A 19,133-nucleotide genomic window follows, 5' to 3' on the forward strand; every position below is an offset into this window, starting at 1 on the left:
CGTGGGCCGGCGCCGAGCTCGTGTGGCGCAGCGAGCACGCATACGCGGCGCCACAAGGGCTGCCGCCGCTCGACGGCATCCGGGTCATTCGACCCGGATGGTACCTCGGCGGCGCGGCCAAGCAGCGCTTTGCGCCCTCGCAAGCGCTGGCTTTGGGTCTGCGCGCGGCGGAGGCGCGGCGCCGCGTGATGCTGACGGCCGGCGACAGCCGGGCCGTGCGGTATTTGAAGGGTGAGACGCTGGAGCTCGCCCCGGATGAGCTGCACGCCGAAGGGGACGGCGTGCAGCCCAAAGGCTTCTGCCTCGTCTGCATCGACGGCTTTCCCGTCGGGTGGGGCAAATGGCAGGACGGCATGATCAAGAACGAATATCCGCCCGGTTGGAGGTGGACCTAAGATCGATGAAAACGACAATACGCCTGGACAAGCTGCTGGCCCACTCGGGCTTCGGCACACGCAGCGAAATCAAAATACTCGTCAAGCGCGGCGCCGTTCAGGTGAACGGCAAAACCGTCAAAGACAGCGGCCTGCAGGTCAATGCCGAACGGGACGCCATTGCGGTTGACGGCGAGCCGGTCCGTTACCGGGAGTTTGTGTACATCATGCTCAATAAACCGCAGGGCGTCGTGTCGGCGACGGAAGATACGCGCGATCGGACGGTGCTCGATTTGCTGGACGACGGCTATGCGCACTTCGAGCTGTTCCCGGTCGGCCGGCTTGATAAAGATACGGAGGGCTTGCTGCTGTTGACCAACGACGGCAAGCTCGCGCACAATTTGCTGTCGCCGCGCAAACACGTCCCCAAAACGTATTACGCCCGGGTCGAGGGCGCGGTCGACGAAAGCGACCGGGAAGCTTTTCGCCGGGGCGTGACGCTGGACGATGGCTACGTGACGATGCCGGCCGAGCTTCGCATACTGAGCAAGGGCGAGCCGGAGGCAGGACAGCTGTCCGAGATCGAGCTGACGATCAGGGAAGGAAAGTTTCATCAAGTGAAACGCATGTTTCTCGCCGTGAACAAACGGGTTGTTTTTTTGAAAAGAATGTCCATGGGCCCCCTCGCACTCGATCCGGACCTGAGCACGGGAACGTACCGCGAGCTGACGACCGCCGAACTGGAGTCGCTGCAGGCGCATGCGGCACAGCCGGAGGCGGACCAATAAAGGGTTGCCCGATGAGGAGTGGAGAACCGATGAATTACCGCTTGATTGCGCTTGATGTGGACGGTACGTTGTTAAACGATAACCACGAACTGACCGAAAGGACGATTCGCACGCTGCGGCTGGCGCATGAAGCCGGACTTCGCATCGTGCTGTGCACCGGACGGGGACCCGCGAATGCGATCCCGGTGTTCGAGGAGCTTGGCCTGGAAGGGGTGCTGATTACCCACAACGGCGCTTCTACCGTGCAAACGCCGGGGGCGCAGGTGCTTCATCAGTTCAGCTTTCAAATGCAGGAGCTTGCGCCGCTGGTCGCTTATTGCCGCGAGAACGGCGTCCACTTTGACGTAAATACGCCGCTTGATCTGTACTTGGAGAAAGCGGAGGCCGCCGCGGCCGCGATGTACGAGCAGTTTCTGATCGTCACGAAACAAGTGGACGACGTACTCGCCATGGAAGAAGGCATCGTCAAATTCACGATGTTCGGCGACGGAGACCAGATGGATCGCGTGGAGGCCGCCTTCGGCCGGGAGTTTCAGCTGCCGGAGACATTCCACGCCATCCGCAGCGGCGTCGAGTTCGTCGACGTGATGGCGGTTTCCGCCTCCAAGGGCAATGCGTTGAAGCATTTGGCCGACTCGTGGGGCATCCGGCGTGAGGAGATTATCGCGATCGGCAACTATTTCAACGACGTCGACATGCTGCGCTTTGCCGGACTCGGCATCGCGATGGACAATTCCCCGGACGGCGTCAAGGAAGCGGCCGATGAGGTGACGTTATCCAACAACGAAGACGGGGTGCATGCGGCACTGATGAAGCATGTGCTTGAGCCGCTAGGAATCGGGCTCGGCGGTTGAAGTGACTTGTGAATGGAAGAATCGCCCGGGCATTCGCTGCCTGTAGCGGAACTCAGATGTCTTATTCGCAGCTTATTCGGCGGAAGCCGATTTGCAGCTCGAATCATGCATCGGGTTCCGCTATTTTTGTTGGACGGCTGTTTTCAAGTGGAATCACGCAACGGGTTCCTTGGCATGTCCCGTCTGCATTGGTTGACGGCTTGGGCCGGGGCGCATACTTTTCGCAGCGGGAAGGACATGCTAAGAACGCAACGTGCTAGTCGCTTAACCTAATTCATCTCAGGGAGGGAACCCGAATGAGCAGCGTGATGCTGAGGCCGGACTTGAGGACGGCAGGCGGAGAAGTATGTGACATTGTGTTTAAAAATCGGTTTGTTGGCACGCTGACGGTCGTTTATCGGGAGTCTGCCCGTATAGCCGGCTCTCTGCAGTTGGAGAAGGAAGTTTTGTCGGAAGCCGATAAAGAAGAGGTGTTCGAGCACGTTCACGAGTATGTGCAGGCGTTTATGGATGCGATCGAAGCGACCGCGTGCCAAATCATGGTGACGTACAGCAGCTACGATCATGTCATCGCGACGGAACGCGCGGCGGCTGCGTACAATAACGGGTGGGACGAAGCGGAAGAAGACTTCGATTACGATACGGATTGGGCGGACAGCGATTCGCGGCTGGAGGATGAGGATACGTTCGACCGCGAGGTTTATACGCTGGCCGATTACGAGCTGGTTGTCGTCGGCGAGGATGAAGATACAATCGAATACCACGTTTACGATAAAGACGAGAATTGGATCGCCGAAGCGTTTATGCACACCGATGGGGCCAATATTACCGGCACGGTAAATTGGATGATCGAGCCCGAAGAGAAAGAGCTTGACGTCGTGGCCGATTTGCTGGTGCTGGATTTTGATGAGGATGAAATCGATACGTTCGTCATCCATATGCTTTACGATAATGAAGTGATCGAGACGATCGAGCTGACGCATGAGGATCTATTGGAGGAAAGCGAGCAGGAGTCGAACGAGCTTACCGAATACGGGAAGAAAAGTGACTACTCGATTGTCCTGGCCCGGGACGACGGCGACGTGCTGAGCTACGAAATTTATCAGCAGTCGCGGGGCGGGCTGCCCATCGGAACCGCTACGATCGATATCAGCCAGCGCCAGCTTACCGGTTTTATCGACTTTCGCGAGCCGGGCAGCGAAGGGGACCGGGAGCTGATCGCCACGCTGCTGATGGAGGAGCTTGATAAGGAAAAGGATTATGAAGCCCTCAACTTGTCCATGATGCATAGAAACCGGTTGATCGAAGAAGTGCTGTTCGAAACCGAGACCATTCATTAAAGAGAGGCTTTGCGGGGCTCTCTAACGAACGGGTCCGTCTTTTTAATGTGAAAAGACCGCAGACCGTAAAAATGACGTGCAAATGGGGGACCATTTTGCACGTCATTTTTCGTATACCCGGGTACGTCCGCAGGACTAGGGCCTGCGCAGCCCTTTCGGGTAATGATTCTTGATCTGCGTGCCGGATTGCTTGCCCCAACCGAGCGCGAAGCCTTCGAAGGTGACAAGCGTCCAGCCGCTGCCCGGGGCAGCCGCATCCAGCGTTTCCCCCCGCAAATAGCGCTCGGCCGCGGAGCCGCCGTCCGCTTCCAGGCTGACGGCCGGGATTCCCGACGCCAGCCTGGAAGGCAGCGCCAAGGCGAGCGCGTGCGAAGGCTCGGCGCGGTCCTTCTTCAGCTCGGCAAGGTGAAGCCCGGGCCGCAGTGTCTTCAGGCCGTGCAGCCCGTCGCCGGAGAGCGGGCTGCCCTCTGCGGCGGGAAACCAATAAAGCTGGTTGCCGAACAGCAGCGGCTCGCCGGGGCCGAGCCAGGCTTGCAGCTCGTCGGCCCACGCTGCGCCCCCGATGCTTTCGGCGAGCCGGCGGAACGAGCGAAGCGCGTCTTCTTCCGGTCGCCCGGTTGCGCGCTTGCCTCGGGCCGAACGCTCCTTGCGCCGGGTGATCCCCTGGGCAGCGCTGTACGTTGACGCTGCGGCCTCGGCGCTCGGCTCCGCAAGCTCCAGCAGCGCGACGAAGTGTCCTTCCCCACGCTGCCGGTGCGGCCAGATGCGCTCCATGCGAAGAAGCCGCAGCGCGGGGAACCCGGTCAGCAGCGCTGCGACGGTTTGCTCGTTCTCCTGCTCGTTAAACGTGCACGTGGAGTAAGCGAGCCGCCCGCCCGGCTTCAGCATTGTGACCGCCGCTTGCAAAATATCGAGCTGTCTGGCGGCGCACATGTCCACATGCTGGGGCGACCACTCGCCGATCGCATCCGGATCTTTCCGGAACATGCCTTCGCCCGAACAGGGAGCGTCCACCATCATTTTATCGAAAAAGCGCGGGAATTTCGCCGCGAGCTGCTGCGGCGTCGCGCTGACGACGACGGCGTTGGCGATGCCCATACGCTCCACATTTTCAGAAAGGCTCTTCGCCCGGACCGGGTGGATCTCGTTAGACACGAGCAGCCCTTTGCCCTGCAGCTTGTCCGCGATGTGCGTCGATTTGCCGCCGGGCGCGGCCGCAAGGTCCAGGACGACATCGCCGGGTGCGGGGGCGAGCAGCTCGACGGCGGACATGGCCGACGGCTCCTGAATGTAATACAAGCCGGCCGCATGCAGCGGATGCTTGCCCGGACGGCGGTCCTCCGGATAATAGTAGCCGCTTTCGCACCACGGTACGGGTTCCAGGCCGAAGGCCTCCGACAGGCTGCGTACCGTTTCTTCACGCGCGGCTCCGATTTTATAGGTGTTCAAACGCAGGCCCTGCGTCCTTGGTTCGCCGTAAGATTGCAAGAACGCCTCCGCTTCGCCGGACAGCAGCCGCCGCATTTGTTCGATGTAAGCTCGGGGTAAATCGACCATATTCGTTTCCTTAACTCCTTTCCATTCGTCGCGAACACATTAGCCTTCATTATACAGCTTTCCCTATATTGTGAGAAGCGAGGCGTGCATGGTATAATAGTTTGATGTTTTTCGGAAAAGGGGGGAATGCGCCGATGGAATACGATTTTCCTAGAAAAGTGCAAATCTTAGGCGAGGACATCCAGAAGAGCGAGCTCAAGTATCACGACCGAGAGGTGCTCGTTTCCAAGGAGTTCACGTTCGACAGCGCCCACCATTTGCATTGCTACGAAGGGAAATGCAAGAGCTTGCACGGCCACACGTACAAGCTGCAGGTCATCATGCGGGGCAAAGTGGACGAGCGCGGCATTACCATCGATTTTGCCGATATAAAGCGGATCGCGAAAGAACGCGTTATTGATAAATTGGATCACCGGTATTTGAACGACGTGCTGCCGCCGATGAACACGACGGCCGAGAACATGGTCGTCTGGATGTACGAGGAGCTGTCCGGCGCCTTGAAGGCGGAAGGCTTGTATCCGGCGGTACGTCTCGAAGAAGTTCGCTTATGGGAGACGCCGACCAGCTTCGCTGCGGTGACGGCCAGGCTGATGGGGGAGGAGTCTTGATGTCTTCACCCGTAATCAAGCTGCCGATGGTGGAAATTTTCGAAACGGTTGAGGGAGAGGGCACGCGTGCCGGATTCCCGACCGTTTTTGTGCGTCTGTTCGGCTGTAATTTGCGCTGCACGTGGTGTGATACGAAGTACAGCTATCCGCCGGCAGAAGCGGAGTTCGTCATGTCGGTCGACGAGATCGTGAGCAAAGCGACGAGCTTCGGCGCGAAGCATCTATGCTTGACCGGCGGCGAGCCGCTGCTCTACGGCGACAAGTCCGCCGCGTTGATTGAGGCGCTGGCCGGGACGGGACGTTACGAGGACATTCATATTGAGACGAACGGGGCGATTGAGCTGGAGCCGTTCATTCGTCGCATCACCTCGCCGAACGTGCGGTATATTATGGACTACAAGCTGCCCGATTCAGGCGAAGAGGATAAGATGGCGACGGCGAATTTTGCACTGCTTCGCAAGCAGGACGAGCTGAAATTCGTCATCGGCAGCGACCGCGATTTCGAAGCGGCCAAGGCGGTGCTGGAGCGTTATCCGACCGCTGCGCTGCCGTTGTTCAGCCCGGTTTGGGAAACGATGCCGCCGGCCAAGCTCGTCGGGCTTATGCTGGAGCACGGCCTGTCGCATGTCAAGCTGAATATGCAGCTGCATAAGATCATTTGGGACCCGGCGGCCCGGGGCGTGTAAGGGAACAGGCATGATTTCTGAAGGAAGAAGGTACGGCTTGATGAAAAAGGCGGTAGTTATTTTAAGCGGAGGTCTCGACAGCACGACGTGCATGGGAATCGCGCGCGAAGCCGGGTATGACGTATATCCGATTACGTTCGATTACGGCCAGCGGCAGCGCCGCGAGATCGAGAACGCAAGGCTCGTTGCGGAATTTTACGGAGTGGCGGACCGGCATAAGGTGATCTCGCTCGGATTTCTGAAGGAGTTCGGCGGCAGCGCTTTGACGGACGATTCGATCGATGTGCCGCCTGCCGGGGAGAGCGGTCCGGTCGAATCGGACATCCCCGTCACGTACGTGCCGGGACGCAACCTGCTGTTCTTGTCCATTGCCACTTCGTATGCGGAGGTAACGGGGGCGGAGGCGATCTACATCGGGGTCAATGCATTGGATTACAGCGGGTATCCCGACTGCCGTCCCGAATTTATCCGCAAGGTGGAGGAAGTTATGGCGCTGGCGACGCGCGTCGGTGTGGAAGGGGTGCCGATCAAGATCGAAACGCCGTTGATCGATTGGACGAAGGCGGAAATTATTCGCCAGGGCGAGCGGCTCGGCGTGCCTTATCACTTGACGACTTCTTGTTACAACGGACAAGAAGAAGCGTGCGGGGAATGCGACAGCTGCCGTCTGCGGTTGAAAGGCTTTGCCGACGCGCAATCGTCCGATCCGATCGCTTACCGGAGCTTGTAAACCCTAACGAAATCGGCGAGAAACCGATCCAGTCCGAAGAAATGCAAGGCTCCGGCGGTGCCCCCGGCTTGCGGTTCTTCGGACTTTTTGTCGTATTTGGCTTGCAGCGGCGCGCCTTACCGCATTCAGCGGAATTTCAGGCAGTCTTCAGGCTGCATTCAGATGAGGGGCGTACGATAGCGTTACGAGCCGGGACCCGGCGTACAAGGCGTACAATAAGACAAAAGCCGTCCAAGGCGGCGGTTGAGGAAGGGAAAGCGACTGCGATGCGCGCTCTGAAAGGAATCAAGATTTTACTGGTGGACGATGAACCGAATATTTTACAGTTTCTCGAGCTGGGGCTCGTTAATGAAGGGTTCGAGGTGTTTACGGCGCAGGACGGTTTGACGGCCTTGACGCTCGCCGAAAAGGTTCGGCCGCATGTCGCCGTTCTCGATGTGATGATGCCGGGCATGGATGGGTTCGAGGTATGCCGTCTGCTGAAGCAGGAGGAACAGATTGCCGTCATCATGCTGACCGCAAAAGAAGAAGTGAACGATCGGGTCAAAGGGCTGACGCTCGGCGCGGATGACTACATGAGCAAGCCGTTCAGCTTTGACGAGCTGCTGGCCCGCATTCATGCCCGCGTCCGCAACCAGTTTCCGCATCTGTTGGGCGAGGTCCGGATCGGACCCTTCAAAATCGATGACCGCCGCAAGGAAATCAGCTATCGGGAGCGGGTGCTCGAGCTCTCGCCGACGGAATACGATCTGCTTCACTTTCTGGTCATCAACAAAGGGATCTTGCTGAGTAAAGCCGTCATCCTGGACAAAGTATGGGGCTACGATTTCGGCGGGGAAGAGAACATCGTGGAAGTGTATATCCGTTCGCTGCGGGATAAGTTGAACGACAAGGAGCATCGTTTAATTCGAACGCTGCGCGGTGCGGGCTACCGGGTTGACTTGTCATGAGCGCCGCGCGAAGCCTGAAGGGAGCACTGCATCCCCATTCGCTGCGCTTCCAGCTGCTTTCGCGGTCGCTTATGATTCTCGCCGCGATTTTGCTGCTGATCGGCGGTCTGCAATACTTGCTGATGCAGCAGTTTCTGTACCGCAATCAAGCGATGACCATTCAAAGCCAAATCCTGACGATGCCTCACGATATGTGGATGCCCGGCGGTGGCGGACGGATGCCGCGGAAGGACGAGGTTGCGCTGCCCGGCCGACCGATGTCGAACGGGACGATTGCCGGGGTGAAGCTTGCTTTCATCGACGCAAACGGCGGCTTTACGGTGATTAAAGGAGACGAAACGTCTGCATCGGACACGGAGGGAGACGGCGGCACGACCGGCAGGCGAGAAACCGCCGCCGAGAGCATCCCGCGCCTGGCCCCCCAGGACTATAGCGATGCGTTAGACAATAAGAGTGAAGTCGACTACCGGATCGTTCGCGGTGCGAACGGGGAGAAGCAGATGGTCGTCCTGCAGCCGGTGAACGCCCGCGTCCGCCTGCAGGGCGTCGTGCAGGCAAGCATCGGGACGCGGTTCCTGGACGAAGTGCTGTTCAGCCAGCTGCTGACTTTCCTCGGGCTCGCCGCGATCGCCTTATTGTTCGGGCTCGTGACCTACTTGCCCGTACTGAAACGAACGCTTGTGCCGCTGAACAATATCATGCGTACGGTGGAGCAAATCGACGCCGGCCAGCTGGCCCAGCGGCTGCCGACCGGACAAGGGCAGGCCGAGATCGACCGGCTGTCCTATTCGTTCAACGGGATGCTGCAGCGGCTGGAGACGTCTTTCCTTGCCGAGCAGGAGGCGAAGGAGAAGATGCGCCGTTTCGTCGCGGACGCGTCTCATGAGCTGCGTACGCCGCTGACGTCGATTCACGGCTTCCTCGAAGTCTTGATCCGCGGCGCTGCGCAGCATCCGCAGCAGCTTGACCGGGCGCTGCGCAGCATGCTCAGCGAGTCGGAGCGCATCAACAAGCTGGTCGCCGACTTGCTGCTGCTTGCTAGACTTGACCGGACGCCCGAGGTAGAATGGACCGAGGGGCTGCTGGACCGGACCGTTTTGGAAATGGAGCCGCAGCTTCGGCTGTTAGCCGGCGAACGGACGCTTCGCTTGTCGATTACACCGGAAGTGAAGGCCGTGTTCGATCGCGATAAAATCAAACAGGTGCTGCTTAATTTGTTTCACAATGCGGTGCAGCATACGGATCCCGAGCAGGGGCGGATTGCAGTCGAGCTGACGCTTGAGCGAAGCGGCTGTGTGCTGCACGTCAGCGATAACGGCGCGGGCATACCGGAGGAACAGCTGCCTCATGTGTTCGACCGGTTTTACCGGGTCGATTCGGCGCGTTCCCGCGCGCAGGGCGGAGCCGGACTCGGCTTGTCGATCACGAAGTCGATCGTCGACCTGCACGGGGGAACCATTGAGGTCGAGAGCGTCGAAGGCGAGGGGACGTCATTCCGCATTCATCTGCCGCTTCACCCGCCGGGAGCCGTTGCGGATTCAGGAGCTTAACCGGTTTGCCGCTTAAGATCGTCCATGGAGGCCTACGGATGGAAGATTTGAACTGGATCATTCTGAAGGAACTGTACAGGCAAAAAAACATTACGAAAACGGCCGAAAGCTTATTCATATCCCAGCCGTCTCTGACGAATCGCCTGCGGCAAATCGAGAAGGAATTCGGCGTGCTGATTGTGCACCGGGGCCGGCGCGGGGTGCATTTTACTCCGGAAGGCGAATATTTGGCCAAGTGTGCCGACGAGATGATCACCCGTCTACGCAAGATCAAAGATCATGTGCTGAACATGGAGAATCAGGTCGTCGGCACGCTGCGGCTGGCGGTCACGAATCTGATCACGCGCAAGACGCTGCCGAGGCTGCTGAAGCTTTTTAAGGACCGGTATCCGAGCGTAGAGTTCAAGGTAATGACCGGCTGGAGCAAAGACGTGTTTCACCTCATATACAACCAGGAGGTGCACGTGGGCTTCGTACGCGGCGAATACGCATGGCCCGGTCAGAAGTATTTGCTGTCGGAAGAGGCGATCTGCATCGCCTCCAAGGAGGAGCTGCAGCTCGAGCGTCTTCCGTATTTGTCGCGCATCGATTACCAGACGGACCCGCTGTTCAAGTCGCTGATCGACAAGTGGTGGACCGAGCATTATACACAGCCGCCCTATATAGGCATGGAGGTCGACAAATCCGAAACATGCCGCGAAATGCTGCTGAACGGACTCGGCTACGCAATCCTGCCGCACTCCGTCCTCGGCGATGCGGAAGGCTTGTTCAAGCAGGACCTGCTTGACGCCGAAGGGCAGCCGATCGTGCGGCGCACATGGATGTATTATCACGAAGAGACGTTGGAGCTGAACCTGGTCCGCACGTTCGTCGAGTTCGTGAAAGCGCTGGATCTGAAGGAAGGGCTTTAGCCTGAGCCTGACCCCGAGGCGGCAGCTATTCGTTTTGGCTATGGCTGACGATACGCAATCCGTATTTTCACTGGACCCATTGGTAGATTACAATAGGGGCATACTCCTAGAAGAACGGATGATTGGACATGACGTTACGAGTGATATTGCTGATTGCGCTTTGCTTTCACACGATGATCTACTTGACGAGGCCGCTTATTACGCTCTATGCGTCCGAATTGGGCGCCGGGACGATGGATATCGGCCTGCTGACCGCCGCTTATGCGATTTTGCCGCTGGCGTTCGCGATTCGCGCGGGCAAGGTGGCGGATCTCGTCGGCGACAGGCTGCCGATTGTGCTCGGGTCGCTCGGAGCGACGATCGGCGTGGCGCTGCCGTATTTGTTTCCTTCGATGGCGGCGTTGTATGCGTCGCAAGCCTTGGTCGGCATTTCGCACGTCTTCATTACGGTGTCGCTGCAGAACGTGCTCGGCAATGCGGCGACCAAGGAAACGCGCGACCAGGTCTTCGGCATTTTCAGCATGTTCGTGGCGATGGGATCTTTCGTCGGGCCGGTTATCGGCGGTTACTTGGCCGAGCACTTCTCTTACGGGGTCGCCTTTATGACCGCAGGCTTCGTCGGTTTGCTGCCGCTCAGCCTGTCATTCCTGATCCCGGTCATCGTTGCCAGGAAGGCGCCGGCTGCAGAGGCGGAGCCCGCCGAAAGCGCAAGCTCGCTTCAGCTGCTGAAAATTCCGGTACTGCGCAAGGCGCTGGCTTCCAGCGCGCTCGTCTTGTATTCGAAAGACATCTTCATCGCCTATTTTCCGTTATTTGCGGCGGGGGCAGGCGTTTCCGAATCGAGCATCGGCTGGATCATTGCCGTACAAGGATTGGCCATGGTATTCGTACGCATGCTGCTGGGAAGAATGACGGGCAAATTCGGCCGCGACCGCGTGCTGCTGTCGTCTATTTTTGTGGCGGGGCTGTCGTTTATACTTGTTCCGTTCGCCGGTCATGTATACTTATTCGGCGTGCTCAGCGCGATGATGGGCCTCGGCCTTGGCTGCGGACAGCCGCTGTCGATGACGACGACTTACAATGCTTCGCCGAAGACGAGAACCGGCGAAGTGCTCGGACTGCGTCTGGCCTCCAACCGGTTGTCGCAGCTGCTGGCGCCGATGTTCTTCGGGCTTGTCGGCAATTCGGTCGGCCTGCTGTCGGTTTTTTATGTGAGCGGCGCGTTTCTGATCGGCGGCGCCTTCCTGACCCGCGCGAAGCCGGGCGAGGAGCCGGAGGCGACAGGAGCGTAAGCCATGCGCCGCTATGCATAGCGGAACGGCATTATCTTAAATGAGGCAATTTTCTATTTTTCAGAAGAAAGGGAGCCTTTTCCTTCTAAATGCGACAAGTCCGACGGCGCCGGAAATCCCGGTCGTCCGTCGGACTTGTTTGGTTGCCGTGCCAGCCGCCCGCTTCGGGACGGTCAGCCGTTCGAGTCCGTCTCCGGCTCTTGAAGCCGCTTGTCCCGCCAGAACATGACGGTCAGCATTCGCTCAATCCAATCTTTATCGAGCTCGGTTAATTCAATGCCGTCAAAGATCAGATCGTTCTCCTGCAAAAAGCGCCGCAGATTAACGCGCGGTCGGCCGATGGCAGCGGGTTGTCCATCCGGTGCCGTCGGCTCGGGCTTATCCAAGTAACCGGCGATTTTCATGAGCTCGGTGTAGGGCGTATTTAACCCTTCGGACAGCTTCATCAGCACGTCGGGGGAAGGGACGCCCCGATTGCCGTTCTCCATCTGCGAAATATAGGCGGCGGACACCCCTGAGCGATCGGCCAACTCGCGGATTGTAAACCCTTTTAATTTGCGCATATCTTTCAATTGTTCATAAAAAGGCATGAAGGACACCTACAGTACGGGTAGAATAAATAGGATGAAACGGAAGGTAAATGTTGGTTAACATTCTCATATTAACAGTAAACTTTCGGCAGCACAATGGCAGGTATCGTTAAGGGGCGGGACAATAGGGGAACGGAGAGGAGGAGCAGGCGGCTAAAAAAAAGAGCGCTGCAAGCGCTCTGTCACCGCGGACCGGGGAAGACTTGCAGCGGCTTGCCTTCTTTATAATAAAGCTCCGGCGATAATAGAATGAAAAAAATATGCACGTTGCGATAGTCATGGGCGAACAGCAAATCGTGGATGGCGGCCGCAAGCTCGTCGTGAAGGCGCTGCGCCCGGGGAAACATCATAATTTCAACGGACAATGGCGTATTCGTAATTTGCAGCACTTGAAGCAGCTCGAGTTTTACCTTTTCTTTCGGAATGTCTACGATCGAGGCAAATTGATCGACAACTGCAGGGGCTATTTGTTCGACGAACGGGGCAGGGAAACCTTTGAAGCGTAAATACGGCATTTTAATCCCTTCATTTCGTATGGTATAGGCGGTTGCAGCGATATGTCCTATCTTTGTGATTTTAATCACAAGAAACGAGGTTGTCAATCCTCTGACCGATGCAGCGGCAGCTTTTATTCAAAAAATACTCGGTGCTCCCCGCTCGCCCGCATGTTAACAAATCTAAAAATATTTTGTTGCACAAGTGAATAATGGTGGTATAATGGAAAATAAACAGGAAGATCTTGGGGGAGATGGAAATGCGGATCATTGCGAGAACGAATGCGGTTGTGAAAGCGCGGATCGTGAAAGGCTTGACTCAGCGCCAGCTGGCGGAGCGTTCCGGATTAAGCTATGCCTATGTCAGTTTGTTGGAGCGATCGATGAAGACGGTAGGTCCCGGTACGGCGAAGAAGTTGAGCGAGGTGCTGGAGCGGCCGATGGAGGAACTGTTTCAGATCGAATGAGCGTCATGTCGATACGGCGGCAAGCTGAGCGATGCCGGGATCGGGCTGGCGCGCCCGTCGCCGGGTGCGATCGGATCGTATTCTCGCTGCCGCCGCTCATGTATTCGCTGCCGGACTCGTCCGGCTATCGTTTTCTCATTTCAAAAAACTCGCATAGCGCTCGCTGGTGATAAGCGACGTCGCTGACTCCGGATTGCAGAACGACGGTCTCCTCGGTGAAACGAACGACAATCCCGCCCGAATCGACGATATGGTCGTCTTGAAACACGCGTATGGGCACCTGGCGTTCCTGCGCCTCTTTGAAATCCTGATCGGTCGTTAAACGACGATTGTGAGCCATATCTAAGTTCCTCCTACGGTTCGGTTACTCCCACCCGACCACTTTGTTTTTGCCGCTTGTTTTTGCTTTGTACATGGCTTCGTCGGCCTGCTTGACGAGCTCGTCCGGGCCGACACCCTTTTTCAACCGGCTGTAGCCCATGCTGACCGTCACGATCGTTTCCGCCTCGACGCGCGAGCGGATTTGTTCGGCTAATGCGCCGGCGCTGGCGTCGGGATCGGTGATCAGCACAACCATCTCCTCGCCGCCGTACCGGCCGCAAATCCCGGCTTCGTCGGTTTCCTCCCGAACGATCTGCGCAACTTGCTTCAGCACTTGATCGCCCATATGGTGCCCCTTCGTATCGTTCAGCTTCTTGAAATTATCGATATCGCTGAAAATGACCGATACAGGCATCCGCTGTTGAACCGCTTGGTGGACCCGGTTTTGGAAATATTTGCGATTATACAGCCGGGTTAGCCCGTCTGTAATCGAAGACATATAAATCGCCTGCATCAGCTCGATAACCCGCTCGAATATAAACAAGAACAAGATCGAATGCAGCACGAACGGAAGCGTTTGCTCCAGCAACCGCAGGGCGGGCTGATTGGCGTCGAAAAGGTACAGGTTTGCCATATGCACTGTATGCGTGACGAAATAAACGGTCAGTATCGCCTGGTATTTGCCGTTCTGTCCGATGCGCGGATTCACGAGCAGGAAGCTTAAGAACAACAGCACAAACAAGTACAGCTCCAAACCGAGCGGACGCAGCAGCCGGGAGTTATCGTCGCCGCTCTGGAGCCAATTGGGCGCAAGCCAATACGTAAGGGAAACGGCCGCGGTCGCCAGCACAAAAAACATAAACGTGACAATGTCCCTCTTGCGCGTCGGATTGTATAATTGGTAGATTCCGATATTGATCATCACGAAGGCGAACACCTTCAGAAGAAGCGCCGCGAAGGCTTCCACGTTGCTCATTTGCGGACTGAAGGCTTTGGCGATCAATTGTCCGTATTGAATCAGCACAATGCCGAGCGCGACAATCATCGAGAAGTAGCCGATCTTCCGGCGGGAGAGCAGCAGGCGGATCGAGACGAGCAGGGTCATTGCGATGATGACCGTCAGCATAGAGTAAAGCCAGACCGTGCCGGTCGGTCCGAATAATACGTCGGATAACGTAATACTGTCCATAAATTCGTGTATATGCCTCCGTCTCAACCTTAAGGTGACTCCCATTATACCAAACGTACATTCGATTAGGGAAGTCTTGTCGTATGTTTTCATACCTGTTAGGATGGTAGGTAGGGAACAAGCCTACAACTTTGGGGAGACCGGGGGTTTATTTTTCATGCGAGTGCTTCAAGCTTTGTTTTTTCCGCCGGAGCAGCCGGGCGGGGTTTCTTCCATGGTTCCGTTCATGCTGGACCGGTTCAATAAGCGGGGATGGGAGATGGAACTGTTCTCGCTGCCTAAGCGCATCCGCGGTAAAGGCACGGAGGAAGTTCGTTTCTCGACCTTCGATTGGACGGTTTACGCGGGTAATCCCATTGTTGACAAGTATATTCAAACCTATAAAGATTACGTCTGGTGGACGAAGCTGCGGATTCAGAAGTCGTTCGACTTGATTCACGCGCATCATCCGATCGCCGGCCTCGTCATGAAACAAGTGTTCCCGGAAACGCCGCTCATCATGACGGTGCATTCCAGTTACGAGAAAGAACTGATCCTGAACGGGAAAATTGCGGAAAATGGACCGGAGCACGCCTTCCTGACTTCGATTTACCGGGAGCTCGAGGAACGTGCGGACCAATTGATCACGGTGTCCAATTCGTTTAAACATTATATGGCCGATTACCTCCAGGAACCGGAGCGTGTCGGGGTCATTCCGAACGGCTTCGACGAGAAGCGGTTTCGTCCCGTACAGCACGAGAACAAGGTGCCGCAGCTGATCTCGGTCTGCCGTCTCGTGCCTGCCAAAGGGCTCGATACGCTGCTGTACGCTTGTGCCGAGCTGAAGCAAAAGGGCCACAAGTTCGTGCTTCATCTGATCGGTGACGGGCCGATTCGCCAAGAGCTGGAGGAATTGGCGGTTAAGCTGGATATATACGAGGAAACGATTTTTTACGGGTATATTTTACATCCGGAAGATTTCATGCCGTTCTTTGACGTGTTTGTGCTTCCGTCCCGCGCCGAATCGTTCGGTTCCGTATTTGCGGAAGCCGCGCTGTGCGGATTGGCCGTCGTCGGCACGGATGTCGGAGGGATCGGCGAACAGATCGAACACGGCACCAACGGACTGCTTGTGCCCGTTGATGACGTACCGGCGCTGGCGGCCGCGCTGGAGAAGGTCATCGGCGATCCGATGTATCGATACCAGCTTTCGCGGATCGCGCTGGAGAAGGCGCTTAAAGCGTATTCCATGACGCGTGTCGTGCAGCAGCTGCGAGCTGTGTACCGGTCTTATAAGAAAGAATAAGTGAAAAGGAAGCGGGAGCCCGTGCTTTGGGAGAAGCGGCTTCCGCTTTTTTGGCTTTTACAAGCAGGGATAAAAGAAAGGAAGGGATGGACATGCGGTCCTTCCGATTTATACATGCCGCGGATTTGCATTTGGATTGTCCTTTTAAAGGGTTGACCGGTTTACCGGAGCGACTGCGCAGCGATATTCGGGACTCGACATTCGCCGCCTTGGACCGGCTGGTCGAGCTTGCGCTTCGAGAGCGGGTCCACTTTGTTTTGTTTGCCGGCGATATCTATGAGGCCAAAGATCGTTCGCTGCGCGCCCAGCTTCGCTTTCAACAGGCGCTGGAAGCTTTGGCGGCCGAAGGCATACCGGCCTTCATTATTCACGGCAACCACGATCCGCTGCTGGAAGGGTATACGGCTAAGCTGAGGCTGCCGGGTGGCGTCCGCGTATTCGGCTGCGAAGCGGTGGAAAGCGCTTTGGTTTATGCGGAGGACGGGCAGCCGCTGGCGCGAATCTCCGGCATTTCGTTCGACCGGGCGGCGGTGACCGATAATTTGACCCCCGGCTATGCCAACTGGGGGGACGGACTGTTTCATATCGGACTGTTACATACGAATGTGGACGGCGACGGGGAGCACGGCAATTACGCGCCCTGCCGTTTGGCCGATCTGCTTGGGCGGGGCGTCGATTATTGGGCGCTTGGCCATATCCATACGCGGCGTATTCTTCACGAGCGGCCTTGGGTCGTTTACCCGGGCAACGTGCAGGGCCGTCATATCCGGGAAACCGGGGCGCGCGGCTGTTATGTCGTGCGCGTGTCCGAGCAGGGGGAGGCGGAGCCGACGTTCCATGCGCTTGACGTATGGCGATGGGAGGAAGGCGAGGTGCCGATCGAGGGCTTGGATTCGGAACAACAGCTGAAGGAAGCGTTGGAGGACGCTTTGTTTGCTGCACGCGAACGGAGCGAGGGACGTTCGGCGATCGTTCGGTTGACGCTGACCGGCCGGGGTCCGATGCACGCGGTGCTGAGAAGAGCAGGCGCCTTGGCGGAGCTCGCCTCGATGCTGCGCGAGCAGGCGGGAGACAGCTGGCTCGAAAGCTTGACGGATCGAACGGGAGCTCCGGTAGATCCCGAGAAGCTTGCGGCGCAGTCTGGCTTTCTGGGCGAGCTGCTTCGGCTTTCGCGCGAGACGGCCGGCGACCGCGAACGTTTCGACGTCTTCGCGAAGGAAGCGCTTGGTCCGCTCGCCGCACATCCGGCGCTTGCGTCGATGTGGACCGATTGTACGGAAGAAGAACGCCAGGCGATGATGAAAGAAGCGGAAGAGCTGGCGATCGATCTGCTGGCATCCGGGGCGGAAACGGGGTGGAACGGATGATCCTCGAACGGATAGACATTCAGGCATACGGCTCCTTGCGTGAAGTAACGCTTCACACCGACCGGCCGGTGACGCTCGTCTACGGTCCGAACGAAGCGGGCAAAAGCACGGTGCTGGAATTTATTCGCACGGTGCTGTTCGGATTTACGACCCGCGGCGGCACGACCCGCTATGCGCCGGATCCGGCCGTCATCCAGGGCGGGGCGTTGACGGTGCGGGACGCCGCCGGGCGCCGCATTCGGGTGGAACGCTGGGACCGTTCGGCGGACGGGCGCGGCAAAACGCCGGCCGCCGGCGCAGTCAAGGTCGTTTTCCCGGACGGGACGACCGGCGGGGAAACGGAATTGGCGGCGTTGGTCGGAGGCCTGACTCCGGAGCTGTTCCGCCAGTTATTCGCCTTCGGGTTATCGGAGCTGCAGGAGCTGGGCACTTTGCAGTCCGATGAAGTGAGCGGCTTTCTGTACAGCGCGGGTCTCGGCCTCAGCGGCACGGCGATTCAAGCCGCGCAGAAGAAGCTGACGCAGGAGCTGGAGCAGCTTTACCGGCCGCGCGGCCGGACGCCGCTCGTGAATCAAGCGCTGCGGGAGCTTGCGGCGGTGGAAGAGCGGCTGCGGGCGAGCCGGTCGGAAGCCGAATCATACCGGCTGCTGGTGGAAGAAGGGGCACGGTTAACGGAACGGTGCGGCGTCTTGGAGGCGGAGCTGGAGCGCCTGCAGCGGGAAGCGGGGGAACTCGACCGCAGCCGCCAGGCGCTGCAATTCGCGCGCCGTCTGGAGGAAGTGGAGCGTGAGCTTGCGGCGCTGCCGGGGTCGCTCGACGAGGTGCCGGAGGACGCCGTTCTGCGGGAGGAAGCGTTCGAAGCGGAGCTCGAGCGGTTGACGACCGAGCTGGATGCGGTGACTTTGGCTGCGAACGAAGCGGAAGCGAAGCTGGCCTCGCTGGAGAGCGGGCGGGAGCGGCGTGAAGCGATACTCGCCCGGCAAGCGGAGCTGGAGTCGCTGCTCGATCGGCTCGCCGCCTACGAGGAAGGCAAGCGCCAGCTGGCCGAAGCGGAGGCGGAGGAAGAACAGCTGGGCCTCGGCCTGGAGCGGTTATTGCGGCGGATCGGGCCGGGTTGGTCGATCGAAACGCTGGATCGTCTGCCTTCGACGGTGATGCTTCGCGAGCAGGCAGCGGGCTTCCGCGACGAGTGGCGCGCGTGGCAGCACGAAGACGCGCTGCTTGCGGCGGAGATTCGGCGCTTGGAAGGAGAGACGGCGGTTTCGAATGAGGCTTCGGCCCGGGATGGCGTTGAGCCGCCGAACCCGTTCGCGGGCGGGGAGACGGCAGCATCTGCGCTGGAGCGGGTGAAAACGGCACGACGCTTGTTCGGCGAGTGGAAAGACGCCCAGCGGGAGATTCGTTACGCGGAGCAGCGGTTGCGCGATTTGGAGCGGCTCGGACAAGGGGCGGCTCCTGACGGCGAGGCTGCCGGCTCGGGCGCGTCCGGGGTCCCCGTGATCGGCGTTTACGCGCTGACGCTGGCGCTGCCTGCCGCGCTGCTGCTGTTCCGCGAGACGACGGCAGCGGGCGTCGCTTTCGTCCTGCTGCTCGGCGCAAGCGTCTGGTTGACGCTCGGGCGCCGCGGATCGCGTAAGCCGGAGCGGCTTTCCGGCCGGCGGGGCCGCCCGTATGCCCCGGCGGAGTACGCCGCGGAGACGGGCCTCGCGCCGCTTGAGGCGCATGCCGCTGCGCTTGCGGCAAAGCTGGCCGCAGAGCTCGGCCGCCTCGCGCGGCTGGG

General features: G+C 58.5%; 20 protein-coding genes. 15 read left to right on the forward strand and 5 right to left on the reverse strand.

Features of this window, described 5'->3' with window-relative positions; all coding sequences use genetic code 11:
* The 4 genes from PVA01S_RS24320 to PVA01S_RS24335 form a co-directional block, all read left to right on the forward strand.
* A partial coding sequence (locus tag PVA01S_RS24320) for an RsmF rRNA methyltransferase first C-terminal domain-containing protein (RefSeq protein WP_174817616.1) occupies positions 1-395 on the forward strand: 395 nt, incomplete at its 5' end.
* A 5-nt stretch (positions 396-400) separates the two neighbouring features.
* Positions 401-1,162, forward strand: a complete 762-nt coding sequence (locus PVA01S_RS24325) for a pseudouridine synthase (RefSeq protein WP_127610250.1) — start codon at positions 401-403, stop codon at positions 1,160-1,162.
* A gap of 29 nt (positions 1,163-1,191) precedes the next feature.
* Positions 1,192-2,016: a Cof-type HAD-IIB family hydrolase gene (locus PVA01S_RS24330; protein WP_054798353.1), complete on the forward strand. Its 825-nt coding sequence runs from the start codon at positions 1,192-1,194 to the stop codon at positions 2,014-2,016.
* A 296-nt stretch (positions 2,017-2,312) separates the two neighbouring features.
* Positions 2,313-3,356, forward strand: coding sequence for a hypothetical protein (locus PVA01S_RS24335; RefSeq protein ID WP_127610252.1), 1,044 nt, complete (start codon positions 2,313-2,315; stop codon positions 3,354-3,356).
* Positions 3,357-3,491: 135 nt separating this feature from the next.
* Here the strand turns inward: PVA01S_RS24335 and PVA01S_RS24340 are convergent, their stop codons facing one another.
* Positions 3,492-4,913, reverse strand: a complete 1,422-nt coding sequence (locus PVA01S_RS24340; RefSeq protein ID WP_127610254.1) for an RsmB/NOP family class I SAM-dependent RNA methyltransferase — start codon at positions 4,911-4,913, stop codon at positions 3,492-3,494.
* A 134-nt stretch (positions 4,914-5,047) separates the two neighbouring features.
* On the opposite strand from PVA01S_RS24340, the gene queD reads away from it, so the two are divergent.
* The 7 genes from queD to PVA01S_RS24375 all read left to right on the forward strand — a co-directional run bounded on the left by queD (position 5,048) and on the right by PVA01S_RS24375 (position 11,640).
* Positions 5,048-5,521 (forward strand): 6-carboxytetrahydropterin synthase QueD, encoded by a 474-nt coding sequence (queD, locus tag PVA01S_RS24345; RefSeq protein WP_054798356.1) that lies wholly within the window; start codon positions 5,048-5,050, stop codon positions 5,519-5,521.
* Positions 5,521-6,207 carry a 7-carboxy-7-deazaguanine synthase QueE gene (locus PVA01S_RS24350; RefSeq protein ID WP_127610256.1) on the forward strand — a complete coding sequence of 229 codons (687 nt, stop codon included), beginning with the start codon at positions 5,521-5,523 and terminating at the stop codon, positions 6,205-6,207. Before queD ends, PVA01S_RS24350 begins: the two co-directional genes overlap by 1 nt.
* Positions 6,208-6,247: 40 nt before the next feature.
* Positions 6,248-6,937, forward strand: a complete 690-nt coding sequence (gene queC, locus PVA01S_RS24355; protein WP_054798355.1) for a 7-cyano-7-deazaguanine synthase QueC — start codon at positions 6,248-6,250, stop codon at positions 6,935-6,937.
* A 266-nt stretch (positions 6,938-7,203) separates the two neighbouring features.
* Positions 7,204-7,887, forward strand: a complete 684-nt coding sequence (locus PVA01S_RS24360; protein WP_127610271.1) for a response regulator transcription factor — start codon at positions 7,204-7,206, stop codon at positions 7,885-7,887.
* Positions 7,884-9,437, forward strand: a complete 1,554-nt coding sequence (locus tag PVA01S_RS24365) for a sensor histidine kinase (protein ID WP_127610258.1) — start codon at positions 7,884-7,886, stop codon at positions 9,435-9,437. The genes PVA01S_RS24360 and PVA01S_RS24365 overlap by 4 nt, the downstream gene beginning before the upstream one ends.
* A 38-nt stretch (positions 9,438-9,475) precedes the next feature.
* Positions 9,476-10,348, forward strand: coding sequence for a LysR family transcriptional regulator (locus tag PVA01S_RS24370; RefSeq protein WP_127610260.1), 873 nt, complete (start codon positions 9,476-9,478; stop codon positions 10,346-10,348).
* 128 nt (positions 10,349-10,476) lie between these two features.
* A complete protein-coding gene (locus tag PVA01S_RS24375; protein WP_127610262.1) occupies positions 10,477-11,640 on the forward strand; it encodes an MFS transporter in 1,164 nt (387 codons plus the stop codon).
* Positions 11,641-11,813: 173 nt separating this feature from the next.
* Here PVA01S_RS24375 and PVA01S_RS24380 read toward each other — a convergent pair whose 3' ends face one another.
* Entirely contained in the window at positions 11,814-12,230 is a 417-nt protein-coding gene (locus tag PVA01S_RS24380) for a helix-turn-helix transcriptional regulator (RefSeq protein ID WP_127610264.1), read from the reverse strand.
* Positions 12,231-12,412: 182 nt separating this feature from the next.
* Complete coding sequence (locus PVA01S_RS24385; protein ID WP_127610266.1) at positions 12,413-12,745, reverse strand: DUF1904 family protein; 333 nt, start codon at positions 12,743-12,745, stop codon at positions 12,413-12,415.
* A gap of 239 nt (positions 12,746-12,984) precedes the next feature.
* Here PVA01S_RS24385 and PVA01S_RS24390 point away from each other — a divergent pair, with 239 nt between their 5' ends.
* Positions 12,985-13,191 carry a helix-turn-helix domain-containing protein gene (locus PVA01S_RS24390; RefSeq protein ID WP_054798354.1) on the forward strand — a complete coding sequence of 69 codons (207 nt, stop codon included), beginning with the start codon at positions 12,985-12,987 and terminating at the stop codon, positions 13,189-13,191.
* A 124-nt stretch (positions 13,192-13,315) separates the two neighbouring features.
* Here the strand turns inward: PVA01S_RS24390 and PVA01S_RS24395 are convergent, their stop codons facing one another.
* A complete protein-coding gene (locus PVA01S_RS24395) occupies positions 13,316-13,531 on the reverse strand; it encodes a hypothetical protein (protein WP_054800421.1) in 216 nt (71 codons plus the stop codon).
* A gap of 24 nt (positions 13,532-13,555) precedes the next feature.
* A complete protein-coding gene (locus PVA01S_RS24400; protein WP_244933037.1) occupies positions 13,556-14,728 on the reverse strand; it encodes a GGDEF domain-containing protein in 1,173 nt (390 codons plus the stop codon).
* A gap of 130 nt (positions 14,729-14,858) precedes the next feature.
* Here PVA01S_RS24400 and PVA01S_RS24405 point away from each other — a divergent pair, with 130 nt between their 5' ends.
* From PVA01S_RS24405 to PVA01S_RS24415, 3 genes are all read left to right on the forward strand, one after another.
* Positions 14,859-15,986 (forward strand): glycosyltransferase family 4 protein, encoded by a 1,128-nt coding sequence (locus tag PVA01S_RS24405; protein WP_127610267.1) that lies wholly within the window; start codon positions 14,859-14,861, stop codon positions 15,984-15,986.
* A 92-nt stretch (positions 15,987-16,078) separates the two neighbouring features.
* Positions 16,079-17,353: a metallophosphoesterase family protein gene (locus PVA01S_RS24410; RefSeq protein ID WP_164751956.1), complete on the forward strand. Its 1,275-nt coding sequence runs from the start codon at positions 16,079-16,081 to the stop codon at positions 17,351-17,353.
* Positions 17,350-19,133: AAA family ATPase (locus PVA01S_RS24415; protein WP_244933038.1), on the forward strand; the 1,784-nt coding region annotated here is incomplete at its 3' end. The genes PVA01S_RS24410 and PVA01S_RS24415, both read left to right, overlap by 4 nt.

It is taken from the genome of Paenibacillus validus NBRC 15382 (assembly GCF_004000985.1).
In the GTDB taxonomy this organism is placed as follows: Bacteria; Bacillota; Bacilli; order Paenibacillales; family NBRC-103111; genus Paenibacillus_G; species Paenibacillus_G validus.

What these genes read in the sequence shown, in the direction of transcription:
- PVA01S_RS24325 (WP_127610250.1), top strand. Translation starts at nt 401, where the DNA reads ATGAAAACGACAATACGCCTGGACAAGCTGCTGGCCCACTCGGGCTTC.
- PVA01S_RS24330 (WP_054798353.1), top strand. Translation starts at nt 1,192, where the DNA reads ATGAATTACCGCTTGATTGCGCTTGATGTGGACGGTACGTTGTTAAAC.
- PVA01S_RS24335 (WP_127610252.1), top strand. Translation starts at nt 2,313, where the DNA reads ATGAGCAGCGTGATGCTGAGGCCGGACTTGAGGACGGCAGGCGGAGAA.
- PVA01S_RS24340 (WP_127610254.1), bottom strand. Translation starts at nt 4,913, where the DNA reads ATGGTCGATTTACCCCGAGCTTACATCGAACAAATGCGGCGGCTGCTG.
- queD (WP_054798356.1), top strand. Translation starts at nt 5,048, where the DNA reads ATGGAATACGATTTTCCTAGAAAAGTGCAAATCTTAGGCGAGGACATC.
- PVA01S_RS24350 (WP_127610256.1), top strand. Translation starts at nt 5,521, where the DNA reads ATGTCTTCACCCGTAATCAAGCTGCCGATGGTGGAAATTTTCGAAACG.
- queC (WP_054798355.1), top strand. Translation starts at nt 6,248, where the DNA reads ATGAAAAAGGCGGTAGTTATTTTAAGCGGAGGTCTCGACAGCACGACG.
- PVA01S_RS24360 (WP_127610271.1), top strand. Translation starts at nt 7,204, where the DNA reads ATGCGCGCTCTGAAAGGAATCAAGATTTTACTGGTGGACGATGAACCG.
- PVA01S_RS24365 (WP_127610258.1), top strand. Translation starts at nt 7,884, where the DNA reads ATGAGCGCCGCGCGAAGCCTGAAGGGAGCACTGCATCCCCATTCGCTG.
- PVA01S_RS24370 (WP_127610260.1), top strand. Translation starts at nt 9,476, where the DNA reads ATGGAAGATTTGAACTGGATCATTCTGAAGGAACTGTACAGGCAAAAA.
- PVA01S_RS24375 (WP_127610262.1), top strand. Translation starts at nt 10,477, where the DNA reads ATGACGTTACGAGTGATATTGCTGATTGCGCTTTGCTTTCACACGATG.
- PVA01S_RS24380 (WP_127610264.1), bottom strand. Translation starts at nt 12,230, where the DNA reads ATGCCTTTTTATGAACAATTGAAAGATATGCGCAAATTAAAAGGGTTT.
- PVA01S_RS24385 (WP_127610266.1), bottom strand. Translation starts at nt 12,745, where the DNA reads ATGCCGTATTTACGCTTCAAAGGTTTCCCTGCCCCGTTCGTCGAACAA.
- PVA01S_RS24390 (WP_054798354.1), top strand. Translation starts at nt 12,985, where the DNA reads ATGCGGATCATTGCGAGAACGAATGCGGTTGTGAAAGCGCGGATCGTG.
- PVA01S_RS24395 (WP_054800421.1), bottom strand. Translation starts at nt 13,531, where the DNA reads ATGGCTCACAATCGTCGTTTAACGACCGATCAGGATTTCAAAGAGGCG.
- PVA01S_RS24405 (WP_127610267.1), top strand. Translation starts at nt 14,859, where the DNA reads ATGCGAGTGCTTCAAGCTTTGTTTTTTCCGCCGGAGCAGCCGGGCGGG.
- PVA01S_RS24410 (WP_164751956.1), top strand. Translation starts at nt 16,079, where the DNA reads ATGCGGTCCTTCCGATTTATACATGCCGCGGATTTGCATTTGGATTGT.